Here is a 15107-nt window from a genome sequence, read left to right on the forward strand (position 1 = left end):
GAAACCGGTCCTCAGCCGCCATTGGCGCGGAAAAGGTTCAGAGTGCGCTCAATTGCCAGGTCGGCGGACGGCTCGTGATAATCCTTGCGCCGATCGGAGTTGAAGCCGTGCCCCGCTTCATAAACGAACACCTCCGCGAGCGGAAATTCCTTCGCGATCACCTTCTCGACGCCTTCCATTGGGATGCCCGTGTCGAAGCGGCCGAAATGGGCGATCACCGGCACTCGCGGCGCCGCTTCCTCTGCAAGCACCGGTACCATGCTTCCGTAATAGGCGGAGGCTGCCGCCACCCCATCAAGCTTCGTCGCCGCTGCCCAGGCTACCGAGCCACCATAGCAATAGCCGACGACGAACACCGGGCCCTTGTTGCGCAGCGCGTCGATGCAGGTCTGCGTGTCCTTCAATGACAGATCGAACGGGTGAAGCTCGCGCGCCAGTTCGACCGCGCGGGCAAAGTCCGGACCGGCATATGCGGCCTCGAAGCCGGGATGCTCGCGATCGAACAGGGCAGGGGCCAGCACTTCATAGCCTTCGGCGGCAAAATCATCAGCCATGTCGCGAATATGATCGGTGACGCCGAAGATCTCCTGCACCAGCACGACACCGCCGCGCCGATCACCTAGTGGATCGACGTGATAGACCGCGATCTCGGCGCCATCGCTCATCGTCATGCGGACCATTGCGCCCGCGTGGCCTGTTCCCGTCTGGCCGCCGCCGATCCCGTCGCCGTTCATCGCCATCTCTCCGTTAGCTTTTGTTGCATCTGCGCTATCCCTTTGCTACGCGCCCGCCAACCCAAGCGACGGCGCCGCTCGCGCGCCGTGTTTTCGCATGGGGGTTACTCTTAGTGCGAACGGGGATCGAATCGCGTGGATGGTTCCAGCGGTAATCTAGGCAGCAGCATCCAGGCGAGCCTGGGCGGGCGTTACGCGACCGCGCTGTTCGACCTCGCCGAACAGGCGAAGACAATTGATACGGTGGAGGCGAGCCTGGCAAAGGTTCGCGCCGCGCTCGATCAATCGGATGATTTCAAGGCGCTGACGACGTCGCCCGTGGTCGCACGCGAAGCGGCGAGCAAGGTCGTTCTTGCCACCGCGGACGAGTTGGGTGTCGACGCGACGACGCGCAACTTCCTCGGCGTGCTGGCGCAGAACCGCCGCCTGGCGGAGCTGCCTGCGATCATCCGTGCCTTCCGCACGCTCGCCGCACGTCATCGCGGCGAAGTCACCGCCGAAGTGACCAGCGCGCACGCGTTGACCGACCACCAGGTGGAACAGCTGAAGCAGCAGCTCCGTCAACGCGTCGGCCGCGAAGTGTCGGTCGATCTGGCGGTCGATCCCGCGCTCCTTGGCGGGCTCGTCGTCCGCATCGGTTCTCAGATGATCGATTCGTCGATCCGTACCCGCTTGAATGCGCTTGCCAGCGCGATGAAAGGCTAAGTGATGGATATCCGCGCCGCAGAAATCTCGAAGGTCATCAAGGACCAGATCGCCAATTTTGGCACCGAGGCCCAGGTCAGCGAGACCGGTCAGGTGCTCAGCGTCGGTGACGGCATCGCGCGCATCTATGGCCTCGACAACGTCCAGGCGGGCGAGATGGTCGAGTTCGCCAATGGCGTGCAGGGCATGGCCCTCAACCTCGAAGCCGACAACGTTGGTGTCGTGATCTTCGGCTCGGACGCCGAGATCAAGGAAGGCGACACCGTTCGTCGTACCGGCACCATCGTTGACGTTCCGGTCGGCAAGGGCCTGCTTGGTCGCGTGGTCGATGGCCTCGGCAATCCGATCGACGGCAAGGGCCCGATCGTGTCGACGGAGCGTCGCCGCGTCGAAGTGAAGGCGCCGGGCATCATCCCCCGCAAGTCGGTGCACGAGCCGGTGCAGACCGGCCTTAAGGCCATCGACGCGCTGGTGCCGGTCGGCCGTGGCCAGCGCGAACTGATTATCGGTGACCGTCAGACCGGCAAGTCGGCGATCGCGATCGATACGTTCATCAACCAGCGCGAAGTGAACAAGGGCGACGACGAATCGAAGAAGCTGTACTGCGTCTATGTCGCAGTGGGCCAGAAGCGTTCGACCGTTGCTCAGCTCGTCCGCACGCTGGAAGAGAATGGCGCGATGGAATATTCCATCATCGTTGCCGCAACTGCTTCGGACCCGGCGCCGCTGCAGTTCCTGGCGCCGTACACCGGCACCGCGATGGGTGAGTTCTTCCGCGATAACGGCATGCACGCCGTGATCGTGTTCGACGACCTGTCGAAGCAGGCCGTTGCATATCGCCAGATGTCGCTGCTGCTGCGCCGCCCGCCGGGCCGCGAAGCCTATCCAGGCGACGTGTTCTATCTCCACTCGCGCCTCCTCGAGCGTGCGGCGAAGATGAACGACGCGAACGGCAATGGTTCGCTGACTGCGCTGCCGATCATCGAAACGCAGGCGGGCGACGTGTCGGCGTATATCCCGACGAACGTGATCTCGATCACCGACGGCCAGATCTTCCTGGAAACCGACCTGTTCTTCGCGGGCATCCGGCCGGCGATCAACGTGGGTCTCTCGGTGAGCCGTGTGGGTTCGTCGGCGCAAACCAAGGCGATGAAGAAGGTGTCCGGCTCGATCAAGCTGGAGCTGGCGCAGTACCGCGAAATGGCGGCCTTCGCGCAGTTCGGCTCGGATCTCGACGCCTCGACCCAGAAGCTGCTGAACCGCGGCGCACGCCTGACCGAGTTGCTGAAGCAGCCGCAGTTCTCGCCGCTGCCGTTCGAGGAGCAGACGGTGTCGATCTTTGCGGGCACCAACGGCTATCTTGACAGTGTCGCGGTGCAGGACGTCGTCCGCTATGAAGCGGCGATGCTTGCCTTCATGCGTGACCAGCATGGCGACACGCTGAAGCTGATCCGCGACACCCGCGACCTCGGCGACGAAGCCAAGGGCAAGGTCGTCGCGGCGCTGGACGCGTTCGCGAAGACCTTCGCGTAACGAACAGGGCAACACACATTGTCGCCCCGGCCTGAGCCGGGGTTCCGCTTCGATCCATGAGGAGACGCGGGATGCCGGATCAAGGCCGGTGCGACGAGTGAGGGGACGGTGAAGAAGTAGAATGGCAAGCCTCAAGGCCCTCAAGATCCGCATCGGCTCGGTGAAGTCGACGCAGAAGATCACCAAGGCGATGAAAATGGTCGCCGCCGCCAAACTGCGCCGTGCCCAGGAAGCGGCGATGGCCGGCCGGCCCTATGCCGAGCGGCTTGAGGCGGTCATGGCCAGCCTCGCGTCCAAGGTGACGGTAAGCGAGAACAGCCCGAAGTTGCTTGCCGGCACGGGCAAGGATCAGGTGCATCTGCTCGTCGTCGCGACGTCGGAGCGCGGCCTCGCTGGTGCGTTCAACACGAACATTGTTCGCGCCGCCCGCCGCAAGGCCGAGGAACTCGAAGCGGCCGGCAAGACGGTTCGGTTCTATCTTGCCGGTAAGAAGGGCCGCGTGCTGCGCCGCTTTTACCCGAACGGGATCGCTGCGGATCATGAGCTAGGCCAGCACAAGATACTCGGCTTTGATCAGGCACGTGAGATCGCCGACGATCTGATTGCCCGGTATGAGGCTGGCGAGTTCGACGTCGCGCATCTCTTCTTCGCCAAGTTCCAGTCGGCACTGGTGCAGATCCCCACTGGTCAGCAGATCATCCCGGTGGCGGTGCCTGTCGGCGAGGTCTCGACCGCGAACGACGGCGGCGCTGCGGTCGAGTACGAGCCGGACGAGGAAGCGATCCTCGCTGAGCTTCTGCCCCGCAATGTCGCAATCCAGATCTTTCGCGCGATGCAGGAAAATGCCGCGTCCGAGCAGGGCAGCCGCATGACCGCGATGGACAATGCGACGCGCAACGCCGGCGACATGATCAATCGCCTCACCATCCAGTATAACCGTACCCGCCAGGCGGCGATCACGACCGAACTGGTCGAGATCATTTCCGGCGCGGAAGCGCTCTAAGTTTCGAAAGCAGGAAGCAGAACATGGCCACCGTCCTCGATGATCGCCCGACCATTTCGGGCAGCAACAATGTGGGCCGCATCAGCCAGGTGATCGGCGCCGTTGTCGACGTGACGTTCGACAACCAGCTGCCGGCGATCCTGTCCGCACTGGAGACCGAGAACAACGGGCAGCGCCTTGTTCTTGAGGTCGCTCAGCACTTGGGTGAAAACACTGTCCGCACGATCGCGATGGACTCCACTGAGGGGCTGACCCGCGGCCAGAACGTGACTGACACGGGCGCCCAGATCACTGTGCCGGTGGGGCCGGCGACGCTCGGCCGCATCCTGAACGTGGTCGGTGAGCCGATCGACGAGCGTGGTCCGGTCAGCTCCGAGCACAAGGCGCCGATCCACGCGCCGGCGCCGCTGTTCGTCGATCAGTCGACGGAGAGCGCGATCCTCGTGACGGGCATCAAGGTCATCGATCTGCTCGCGCCGTATGCGAAGGGCGGCAAGATCGGCCTGTTTGGCGGCGCCGGGGTGGGCAAGACCGTGCTCATCCAGGAACTGATCAACAACATCGCGAAGGGCCACGGCGGCACCTCGGTGTTCGCGGGCGTTGGCGAGCGTACCCGTGAGGGTAATGACCTTTATCACGAGTTCCTCGACGCCGGCGTCATCGCCAAAGATGCCGACGGCAACCCGACCAGCGAAGGTTCGAAGGTGGCACTGGTGTTCGGCCAGATGAACGAGCCGCCCGGCGCCCGCGCCCGTGTCGCTCTGTCGGGGCTCACGATCGCCGAGTATTTCCGCGACGTGGAAGGTCAGGACGTGCTGTTCTTCGTCGACAACATCTTCCGCTTCACGCAGGCGGGCGCGGAGGTGTCGGCGCTGCTCGGCCGTATTCCGTCGGCCGTGGGTTATCAGCCGACCCTGTCGACCGACATGGGTGCGCTGCAGGAGCGCATCACCTCGACCAACAAGGGTTCGATCACTTCGGTTCAGGCCGTGTACGTTCCCGCGGACGACCTTACCGACCCGGCGCCGGCAACCTCGTTCGCTCACCTTGACGCGACGACCGTGCTCAGCCGCGCCATCTCCGAACTCGGTATCTATCCGGCGGTGGACCCTCTGGATTCGACCAGCCGCGTTCTCGAGCCGCGCGTCGTCGGTCAGGAGCATTACGAGACGGCACGCGCCGTGCAGACGATCCTGCAGAAGTACAAGTCGCTGCAGGACATCATCGCCATCCTCGGCATGGACGAACTGTCCGAAGAGGATAAGCTGACGGTCAGCCGCGCCCGCAAGATCCAGCGCTTCCTCAGCCAGCCGTTCCACGTCGCCGAGGTGTTCACCAACATCCCGGGCAAGTTCGTGCAGCTTGAGGACACCGTCCGCTCGTTCAAGGCTGTGGTGAATGGTGAGTACGATCACCTGCCGGAAGCAGCCTTCTACATGGTCGGCGGCATCGACGAAGTTGTCGCCAAGGCCGAGAAGCTGGCGCAGGAGGCTTAAGCCGATCCCCTCCCGCCTGCGCGCGGGAGGGATCCGGAGAGGGGTGCCGTGCGGTGCCCTTCGCAACGGCCTCCCCAAACCCCTCCCGTCTGCGGAGGGGAGTGAGAAGAAGAGATGCTCCACTTCGAACTCGTTACCCCCGAACGTCTCGTGCGCAGCGAGAGCGTCTACATGGTCACCGTCCCGGGCACTGAAGGTGACTTCGGTGTGCTGGAAGGCCACGCTCCGTTGATGTCGACGATCCGCGACGGCGATCTGCTCGTCCAGAAGACCCAAGGCGCCGCCCCCGAGACGATTGCGATCCGCGGCGGTTTCGCGGAAGTGAATGCCAACGGCTTGACGGTTCTGGCGGAACACGCCGGCTGACCGCCGCCTTACGGCTTTTGGAAGGCTCTGCCGGGTTTATCCTGGTGGAGCCTTTTGCTTCGTGCGGGAGCGGGTGATCCCTGATCGTCGCGGGTGCGGGTCGGGGAGCGGCCTCTAAAGAAAACTATACGGATCAACATCAACAGCAACGCGCACCTTTGCCGGCCAATCGAGCTTCGCGAGCCAAGCGCGTATCGCATCCTGGACATCGATTGATCGACGGGCGTGAACGAGTAGGCGAAAGCGATGGCGGCCGCGTAGCATCGCCAGCGGTGCAGGCGCCGGGCCATAGACGTGCATGCCGTCCACCTGCGGCGCGGTTCGGCCGATGAGGCGGGCCGTTTCGCTCGCGCAGCCCTGATCCTCGCTGGACACGATGATCGCGGCATATCGGCCGAAGGGCGGGGCGCCGGCCTCCTGCCGCGCTTCTGTCTCAGCGGCATAGAAGGCCTCCGTATCGCCGGTGATGAGCGCCTGCATCACCTGCGCTTTAGGGCTGTGCGTCTGGATAAAGACGCGCCCGGTCTTTTCGCCGCGACCAGCGCGCCCGGACACCTGCCGGATCTGCTGGAACGTCCGCTCCGAAGCGCGAAGGTCTCCGCCTTCCAAGCCAAGATCAGCATCGATAACGCCGACCAGCGTCAGGTTGGGAAAGTGATATCCCTTCGTCACCAACTGCGTGCCGACGACGATATCGATCTCGCCGTCCTCCATTCGGTTGACGAATTCCGCCGCCTTTGCCGGTGACCAAATGGTGTCAGAGGTGACGATGGCGACGCGCGCGTCCGGGAAGAGGGCCGATACCTCGTCCGCGATCCGCTCGACGCCCGGCCCGCATGCTACCAGACTGTCCTCCTCGCTGCACTCCGGGCAGGCGCGCGGGATCGGCTCCACGTGCCCGCAATGGTGGCAGGCAAGCCGGCGGGTCAGGCGGTGCTCCACCATCCACGCTGTGCAGTTCGGGCACTGGAAGCGATGGCCGCAATGACGACATAAGGTCAGCGGTGCGTAGCCACGCCGGTTGAGGAACAGCAGCGACTGCTCGCGCCGTTCCAGCGCTTCCTCCAGTGCCTTCACCAAAGGTGGCGCGAGCCAGCGGCCTCGATCGGGCTTGTGTTCGAGAAGATCGATTGCTTCGATCGCCGGCATTTGTGCGGGGCCGAAGCGGCCGGGAAGCTTGAGCTCGGCGTAATTGCCGAGTGTCACCTGCTGGCGGGTCTCGATGGCCGGCGTTGCAGACGCCAGGATCACAGGACAGCCCTCGAACTTGCCCCGCATCACCGCGACATCGCGCGCGTGATAGTGGACGCCGTCCTCCTGCTTGAAGCTCGTCTCGTGCGCCTCGTCGACGATGATCAGCCCCAGATCGGCGTAGGGCAGGAACAGTGCCGAGCGCGCGCCCACCGTCACACGCGCATCTCCGTTGGCGATCGCGCGCCATGCCCGGCGACGCTGCGTGGAGCGCAACCCCGAATGCCAGGCGACCGGCTCGCACCCGAAGCGATCGTGGAACCGCTTGAGGAACGGCTCGGTCAGCGCGATCTCCGGCAGCAGGACGAGTACTTGCCGTCCTTGCCGAAGCGCCTCTGCTACCGCTTCGAAATAGACCTCGGTCTTGCCTGATCCGGTGACCCCGTCCAGCAGGGTGGGGCGGAAGGCGCGCGTGCGCACGTCCGCGGTGAGAGCATCGGCTGCCGCTCGCTGGTCCTGGGAAAGTCTTGGTGGCGCGTGGTCCGGGTCGGGCATTGGGAACGGACTGTCGATGTTGACCTCGATCGGCTCAATCGCTCCGGCTTTCACCAAACCGCGGATCACCCCGTCCGAGACATCGGCGATCATCGCAAGCTCGCGGATCAACCCCTGCCGCTCACCGATGCGTTCTAGGGCCTGCGCCCGTTGCGGCGTCAGGCGTGGCGGCTCCGTGCCGGTCGCCCGATATTCGATCGCGGTTCTCGCGCCCTCCAATGCTGACGTAGAAGACAGCGACATGCGTAGCACCGCTGCTGCGGGCGCAAGATAATAGTCCGCGGTCCACTCGATCAGCCGCCGCAGCGCTGGACGGAGCGGCGAGACATCCACCACTCCAAGCAAGTTGCGCAGGCGATTGTCGCCGACCTCGGCTTCGGACGGCATCCGTTCCGGTTCCCATACCACGCCGAGCAGTTGACGGGGACCAAGTGGAGCGACCACGACCGATCCCGGCTCGACGCTCATGCCGGCGGGAACACGGTAGTCTAAAGGCCCAAGAGCGGAGTTCAGGACGAGGACGCGAGCACGGGACATTGCGCCTGCATATGGGTTGTTGGCGACTCGGAGGAAAGCGGTCGCTATGCATTACGCGTGGAAGATCTTCCGAGCCTCTATGCCGCGCACCTTGTTCGTGATCGCCGCCGTTCGATCCACACGGTGCGAGTGTATCGCGCGACCGCTGAGCGCCTCCTCGCCTTCCTTCGCGCGCATTGGGGCGACCCACCCACGCGATTACGTCTAGCGGAGGTCGGCGCCGCAGATCTGCGGGCCTTTCTCGCCCACCGCCGCGGCGAAGGGCTATCGAACTCATCCGCAGCGCGCGAGCTCTCGGCGGTGCGGCACTTCCTCGGTTGGTCAGCGGGAGATGGCAAGGCGCCTCGCCTCAAGGGGCCGCGCGTGCGCAAGGGTGTTCCCCGTCCTGTCGCGCCACACGAAGCGGTGGCGCTGGCCGAGGAGGTGGGAGCGGCCGCGCAGACGCCGTGGGTAGGAAAGCGAGACTGGGCCTTGCTGCTCCTTCTCTATGGTGCTGGCCTGCGCATCGGTGAAGCGCTGGCGCTCACCGGATCGGTGTTGCCGCTCGGTGAAACGATCATCGTCCAGGGCAAACGAGACAAGACTCGTATTGTCCCGCTGCTTCCCCCAGTCAGAAGCGCGATTGAGGAGTATCTGGCGATCTCGCCGTGGTTGGCGGATCGGGGAGAACCATTGTTCCGCGGCCTTCGCGGCGGGCCGCTCTCCCCCGGGGTGGTGCGAGCGCGGGTTCGCCAGGCACGGGGGCTGCTAGGCCTTTCGGAACGCACCACGCCGCACGCGCTTCGGCATTCATTCGCCACGCATTTGCTTGGTCGCGGCGCGGATCTTCGATCGTTGCAGGAGTTGCTCGGACATGCGAGCCTGAGCTCAACACAGATCTACACTGCTGTCGACGCGGCTCATCTGCTGGATGTGTACCGCCACGCCCATCCCCGGGCCTGACGGAACAAACCGGCGACGGGGCCCGTTTTCCTGGCAGTAGTAGGAGGTGAATATGGGCGAGCTTATCGACAAGGTAAAAGGCAACGTCAACGAGGCGTTGGGCAAAGCCAAGCAAGCCGCTGCCGACAAGGATCCTGCAACTCGTACGGCAGCCGATGATCGGCTTGCTGCAGAGGGCGCCGGCCAGGAAATGAAAGGCAAGGCGCAGCAGTTTGCCGGCAAGGTGAAGGGCGCGCTTGGCGACGACATCTAAGGCGGCTTTTATTTGAAGTGTCACGCGGGAGAGGGGCCGCGCCGAATGTTCGGCGCGGCCCCTTGTCATTTCGGAACCGCGGGCGCAGGGCGAATTCAGGTGGTATCAGGTGATACCAGGAGAGATGAATGCTGGTTGGTGTTCCGAAGGAAATCAAGAACCACGAATATCGTGTCGGTCTGACCCCAGGAGCGGTTCGCGAATACATCGCGCACGGCCATGATGTCATCATCGAGACAACGGCTGGAGCCGGGATCGGTGCGGATGACGCAGCCTACGTTGGCGCAGGGGCAAGCATCGTCGCGACCGCCGAAGAGATTTTCGCGCGCGCCGAGATGGTTGTGAAGGTTAAGGAGCCGCAGCCAAACGAATGGGTGCAGCTTCGCGAGGGCCAGATCCTTTTCACCTACCTGCATCTGGCGCCGGATCCCGAACAGGCGCAGGGACTGATAGATTCCGGTGTCACCGCGGTCGCCTATGAAACGGTGACGGACCGATCAGGCGGGTTGCCGCTCCTTGCGCCGATGAGCGAGGTCGCCGGTCGCCTCTCGATCGAGGCCGCTGGCGCTGCGCTGAAAGCCTATAACGGTGGTCGCGGTGTCTTGCTCGGCGGTGTCCCGGGCGTGGCGCCCGCTCGCATCGTGGTGCTCGGCGGCGGTGTGGTGGGTACCCATGCCGCGCGCATGGCGGTGGGCCTCGGCGCGGAGGTAACGATCGTCGACCGCTCGATCCCGCGGCTGCGACAGCTTGACGAACTGTTCCAGGGGCGGGTGCGCACGCGCGTCTCCACATTGGAGGCGATCGAACACGAGATCAGCGAGGCTGATGCTGTCATTGGTGCGGTGCTCATCCCCGGCGCGTCGGCACCCAAGCTGGTAACCCGTTCGATGCTGTCCCACATGAAGCGACGCGCCGTGCTGGTCGACGTCGCGATCGATCAGGGCGGGTGCTTCGAGACGAGCCACGCCACGACCCATGCTGACCCCACCTACGAGGTGGACGGGGTGATTCACTATTGCGTCGCGAACATGCCGGGCGCGGTGCCGCTTACATCAAGCCACGCGCTCAACAACGCCACGCTTCCTTACGGCCTTGCGCTCGCCGCGAAGGGTGTCGCGGCGTGCGACGGCGATCCCGGGCTCATGGACGGTCTCAACATTCACGACGGCGAAATCGTTAACAAAGCGGTGGCTGAGAGCTTGCGGTAGCGGCCACACCGGGAGCGGCGCTGTTCGCTCATCATCTTACTTCGAAAGCAAAAAAACCTCGATCTGGTGTCAGATCGAGGTCTTTCTGTTTTTAAACGCGACCAGCCAAATGGATTGTCGCGACCCTAATATTACTGCGGCAGCACCATTGCGATCTTCCCGTCATGAAGCCTAGCCGCAACATGACACTCCGATGCCGAGCACTGCCAAGCAGTTACCAAGGCTTGATTTCAGCGCCGTGGATAAGCGCGAGGATGAAAGCGAGCATTTTAGTCTCCCTAGTTTGGTGCGCGACGGAAACGCAGCTAACCCCTTAACGATTTGTTTACCTTCTAGCAAACAGTTTAAGAGAAAATTAACCAAACAATCTGTGCCGATACGGTGCACGTTTAAGGTATCTTCAGAGATGCCGGCGTATCGCGGAGCCATGTCTCGCTCGGGCTCCCAAACCATGCATGTCGCAGCGACGAATCATGCGGACGACGCCCTACCGTTGTCGCCGGCGGAGCGGCCGGCATGGTGTTTCATGGTGCTGGCCGAGATCACCAACTTCGCGGCGCTGCGTCGGCACCTTGGATGTGCCCGCGCTGATCTACTGACCGCGGATGTAGTGTCGCGCTTTGCCGCCGCGTTGCCTGATGCGCGCCTATCCGCGGCAAGCCGCAGCATGGTGGAGCTGACGATGGAGAGCGGCGAAGCAAGCGATCTCGATAGGGTGTTGGAGCGCCTTCGAGAGCTTTGCGATGCTCCGTTTAACCTCGAGGGTGAGGAGCATAGATTAAAGGCCGTCTTCGGAGCGGCGGTAGGCCGCGCCTCGCAGACGGATGACGTCCGGTTGGTGGAGGAAGCGGAAGCGGCCCTGCTGGAGGCGCGAGGGGCAGATGGCGCCGTAAAGCACGATGTTACCGGACCCGGCGCCCGCGAGTTGCGCCGGATGGCAGATGAGCTACGGGTCGCGATCGCCGAAAACCAATTGCTGCTGCTTTATCAACCGAAGGTGCATGTCCGCCGGCAGGAGATTGGCAGCGCCGAGGCCTTGGTTCGGTGGCGTCATCCGGAACGTGGGCTTGTCCTCCCGGGTGACTTCATCGCGGCCGCTGAGAATGGCGGGGTTATCGACCTCCTGACCTTATGGACGATCCGTCAGGCGATCGCCGATCAGCGTCGCCTTTCGGCCGCCGGCCACGATCTACGCGTCTTCATCAACATCTCGGGCCAACTGCTCGCCGACAATGCGTTTGTCGATGCAGCTTGTCACCTGGTTGCGGAGGCAGATGCGAAACTCGGCTTTGAGGTGACAGAGACTTCGGTCATTCGCGATCCGCAGTCTGCGATCGCCAATCTTCAGCGATTCGCGGACATCGGCATCGTCATCGCGATCGACGATTACGGGGCCGGTCTTTCCAGCCTTGCTTACCTGAAGCAGCTTCCCGCGCGCGAACTCAAGATCGACAAGCTGTTCGTTACGCAATTGACGAGTTCGAACCGCGACCCGCTCATCGTCCGCTCGACGATCGACCTCGCGCATGCGCTTGAGATGGAAGTCGTTGCGGAAGGCGTTGAGACTCACGCCGCGCTGGCGTTGCTCACCGTCATGGGATGCGACATGGTTCAGGGCTTCCTCATCAGCCGTCCAATCGCGGTCGAGGCTTTGATGACGTACCTGGAAGAAGACCGGCACCACCAGGCGCCCGAGGATACGCGAGCATCCTTTAACCGCCTTGCAACCGCTTGGAAGCGCGGTTGATACAGTTCCGCCGCTGCGCGTCTGCAGCCCTCTTGGTCGCCCCGCTTTTGCTGGCTGCTGCGCCTCCGAGCCGTTCGGTAAGCGATCCAAAGTTCGATGTCATGGCCGCGGATGTGAAGGCAGCTATGCTCACCGATCCGGCGCGCGCAGTCGGGGGTGCGGAACAAGCCCTCGCATTCGCCCGGCGCGCTCAGTCTCGACGTATGGAAGCGATTGCGCTGTGGTTGCTCGGCGAAGCGAAGAGTCGAGTGGCCGAGCCAGAGGAAGCCGCCAGGGTTCTCGCAGATGCGCGGCGCATCGTTGAAAAGACGGCGCCCGGCACGCAGTTGAACGCTGACATCCTGCTCTCCGAAGGGGGGGTGCTGAGCGCTACAGGGCAGATAGGGCCCGCACTGACCAACCTGCGTCGTGCTCATGCCATGTTCCAGGCTTCGGGAGACACGCGCAGTCAGGCGAAGGCCTTGATCATGATCGCGTTGGTGCATGCCAACGCGAACGATCATAACGCGGCGCTGCGCTACTTTGGCGAAGCGATCGAAGCGCATCGCGCCGATCCTGGACTGTCTGTCGCTATCTTCAACGGTCGCGCGCGCGCACTGAAAGAGCTTGAGCGATTGCCTGCCGCTGAAGCGGAAATCGGGAAGGCGCTCGGCGCCGTTCGCTCGATGAACAGCCCGTTGCTTTATGCTCAGGTCCTGTCCAACGCTGCCGACATTCGTCTGGAGCGTAAGGACCTCGTGGGGGCTCAGCGCTATATCACGGAGGGGCTCGGCTTCCCGGCAAAGTCTGACGCTGCTGCTTATCGACCCATCTTTATCGCTCTTGCCGCAGAGTTAGCGCTCGACCGCGGTGATGTTGCCCGGGCGCGGCAACTGATCGAAGAACGGTTTCGGGCAGTCGACCTCGAAGCCACGCTACCTCCAGATCGTCCGGCGCACGCAACGGCATACCAAATCTATGAGCGGGTCGGGCGCCCCGATCTTGCGCTGAAACACCTCGCTGCGTTGAAGCGGCTCGATGACCAGGCAACGGAGATCGCCCGGTCGAACAGCGCCGCTATCGCTGCAGCACGGTTCGATTTTGCCAACCAGGAACTGCGGATTGCGCAGCTCAAGGCGGCCGATCTGCAAAAGGACGTCGCGTTCGAGCAAGCGCGTGCGCGCACGCAGCGGCAGATTTTCGTCGGCGTGGCGGCCGTAACTCTGCTGATCATCGGCCTGCTTGCCTTCGGCCTTTTCACGATCCGTCGCAGCCGCAATGCGCTTGCCGTCTCGAATAAAGCTCTGGCGAAGGCCTTGGCTGCGAAAACGGAGTTCCTCGCGACAACCAGTCACGAGATTCGCACCCCACTGAATGGCATCCTGGGGATGACCCAGGTCATGCTCGCGGATCCGAAGCTCGAGCCGGGTACGCGCGATCGTCTGTCGGTGGTGCACGGCGCGGGCACCACCATGCGCGCGCTTGTCGATGACATCCTGGACGTCGCGAAGATCGAAACCGGCAAAATGCTGATCGAGAACGCGCCGGCCGACGTTCGCCGGACGATCGTTGAATCAGCGCGCATGTGGGAAGATCAGGCGCGTGCGAAGGGGCTCAATTTCAGCCTCGATCTGATGGACTGCCCCGGTAACTCGATGATCGACGCCACGCGGTTGCGCCAGATCGTCTTCAACCTGTTGTCCAACGCGGTGAAGTTCACGCCGTCCGGCCATGTAACCGTCACCTCGTCGACTACGAACGGGCGCTGGAGCCTGGTCGTTGCCGATAGCGGCATCGGCATTGCAGCGGACAAGCAGGAGATAATTTTCGAAGCTTTCCGCCAGGCTGATGCAGGCACGACCCGTCAATTCGGCGGGACCGGTCTTGGCCTGTCGATCTGCCGCAATCTTTCCCGTGCGATGGGCGGCGACGTCACGGTGGCAAGTGAACTGGACGGCGGGGCGACCTTCACGCTTGATCTGCCCTATGAGCCGATCGAAGAACCGGCCCGAGCAGGCGGGCAGGGTCGCGGCGTACTGGTAATTGATCGAAGCCCGATCACACGCGCCATGTTCAAGGCGCTGCTCAGCCCTGTCGGCGGTGCGGTGGCTTTTGCCGCCACCGCGCCGGACGCGCTCGAGGCGCTGGCGACCGCACCTGCCGCGACTCTGCTCATCGATGACACCACCATGCGCGGGTGGGACGATCATGTCTCGGCAATTGCGTCCCTGGCGGCCGCTTCGCCTCAGGCGACGATCGCTTTGCTGGGACCCGCACTGGAGCCGGTGGAGCGAGCAAGTCTCGGCAGAGCAGGCATTACCCGTTTCGTCGCAAAGCCGATTGGCAAGGAAGCGTTGGTTAAAGCATTGTTCACTACAGATTCGGATGCCGCCGCTCTTGTGCCCGAAGCGGCATAACGCGATAATGGTAGGCAACATGGAACGAATGAGCTGCCTGTCCGGGCTCCACTTATGAACGTGCTTTTCATCGAGGATGACCGGATGAATCGCCGTGTCGTCCGGGATATGCTGGAAGTTGCCGGGGCCGACATGGAAGAGGCCGAAAGCGCGGAGGAAGGTCTGCGCTTGGTCGACATCAATGATTACGACATGCTGCTCGTCGATCTGCGTATGCCGGGCATGGACGGCATCACCGCCATCCGCCACGTGCGGGCGCGTGAGGATGCGAAGGGCCGGGTGCCCATCATCGTCGTTACCGCGGACACCGCCATCGACCTTCGCGAACGCTGCATCGCCGCCGGCGCTGACGACGTAATCTTCACCCACATTTCCCAAGTAAGGCGCTGATTTCGCTGTCCTGACCATTATATTTCCTATATAAAACATGGTATTGAAGGC

Annotated in this window: 13 protein-coding genes; 11 read left to right on the forward strand and 2 right to left on the reverse strand. The window is 63.3% G+C overall.

Annotated features, from left to right (window positions below):
• Positions 1-11 precede the first annotated feature (11 nt).
• Positions 12-740 carry a dienelactone hydrolase family protein gene (locus tag ACH0CP_RS03230; protein ID WP_365928927.1) on the reverse strand — a complete coding sequence of 243 codons (729 nt, stop codon included), beginning with the start codon at positions 738-740 and terminating at the stop codon, positions 12-14.
• A 129-nt stretch (positions 741-869) separates the two neighbouring features.
• Between ACH0CP_RS03230 and ACH0CP_RS03235 the strand changes: the two genes are divergently transcribed.
• The 5 genes from ACH0CP_RS03235 (at position 870) to ACH0CP_RS03255 (ending at position 5837) form a co-directional block, all read left to right on the forward strand.
• On the forward strand, positions 870-1439 hold the full coding sequence (locus tag ACH0CP_RS03235) for a F0F1 ATP synthase subunit delta (RefSeq protein ID WP_294444769.1): 570 nt from the start codon (positions 870-872) through the stop codon (positions 1437-1439).
• A gap of 3 nt (positions 1440-1442) precedes the next feature.
• Positions 1443-2972, forward strand: a complete 1530-nt coding sequence (atpA, locus tag ACH0CP_RS03240; protein ID WP_406875355.1) for a F0F1 ATP synthase subunit alpha — start codon at positions 1443-1445, stop codon at positions 2970-2972.
• A 121-nt stretch (positions 2973-3093) separates the two neighbouring features.
• Complete coding sequence (locus ACH0CP_RS03245) at positions 3094-3975, forward strand: F0F1 ATP synthase subunit gamma (protein WP_294442020.1); 882 nt, start codon at positions 3094-3096, stop codon at positions 3973-3975.
• A 23-nt stretch (positions 3976-3998) separates the two neighbouring features.
• Positions 3999-5471, forward strand: coding sequence for a F0F1 ATP synthase subunit beta (atpD, locus tag ACH0CP_RS03250; protein ID WP_294442021.1), 1473 nt, complete (start codon positions 3999-4001; stop codon positions 5469-5471).
• A gap of 114 nt (positions 5472-5585) precedes the next feature.
• A complete protein-coding gene (locus tag ACH0CP_RS03255) occupies positions 5586-5837 on the forward strand; it encodes an ATP synthase F1 subunit epsilon (RefSeq protein ID WP_294442022.1) in 252 nt (83 codons plus the stop codon).
• 114 nt (positions 5838-5951) lie between these two features.
• Here the strand turns inward: ACH0CP_RS03255 and ACH0CP_RS03260 are convergent, their stop codons facing one another.
• Positions 5952-8120, reverse strand: a complete 2169-nt coding sequence (locus tag ACH0CP_RS03260; RefSeq protein ID WP_294442023.1) for a primosomal protein N' — start codon at positions 8118-8120, stop codon at positions 5952-5954.
• A gap of 57 nt (positions 8121-8177) precedes the next feature.
• Between ACH0CP_RS03260 and ACH0CP_RS03265 the strand changes: the two genes are divergently transcribed.
• The 6 genes from ACH0CP_RS03265 to ACH0CP_RS03290 all read left to right on the forward strand — a co-directional run bounded on the left by ACH0CP_RS03265 (position 8178) and on the right by ACH0CP_RS03290 (position 15056).
• Positions 8178-9062: a tyrosine-type recombinase/integrase gene (locus ACH0CP_RS03265; protein WP_294442024.1), complete on the forward strand. Its 885-nt coding sequence runs from the start codon at positions 8178-8180 to the stop codon at positions 9060-9062.
• 52 nt (positions 9063-9114) lie between these two features.
• A complete protein-coding gene (locus tag ACH0CP_RS03270) occupies positions 9115-9315 on the forward strand; it encodes a CsbD family protein (RefSeq protein WP_294442025.1) in 201 nt (66 codons plus the stop codon).
• A 128-nt stretch (positions 9316-9443) separates the two neighbouring features.
• Entirely contained in the window at positions 9444-10523 is a 1080-nt protein-coding gene (ald, locus tag ACH0CP_RS03275; protein ID WP_294442026.1) for an alanine dehydrogenase, read from the forward strand.
• A gap of 193 nt (positions 10524-10716) precedes the next feature.
• Positions 10717-12270, forward strand: a complete 1554-nt coding sequence (locus ACH0CP_RS03280) for an EAL domain-containing protein (protein ID WP_406888523.1) — start codon at positions 10717-10719, stop codon at positions 12268-12270.
• Between the two features lie 101 nt (positions 12271-12371).
• A complete protein-coding gene (locus tag ACH0CP_RS03285; RefSeq protein ID WP_406875354.1) occupies positions 12372-14666 on the forward strand; it encodes an ATP-binding protein in 2295 nt (764 codons plus the stop codon).
• A 54-nt stretch (positions 14667-14720) separates the two neighbouring features.
• Positions 14721-15056, forward strand: coding sequence for a response regulator (locus ACH0CP_RS03290; RefSeq protein ID WP_406893864.1), 336 nt, complete (start codon positions 14721-14723; stop codon positions 15054-15056).
• Positions 15057-15107: the final 51 nt, after the last annotated feature.

It is taken from the genome of Sphingomonas sp. 179-I 2A4 NHS (assembly GCF_045369135.1).
Taxonomy (GTDB): Bacteria; Pseudomonadota; Alphaproteobacteria; order Sphingomonadales; family Sphingomonadaceae; genus Sphingomonas.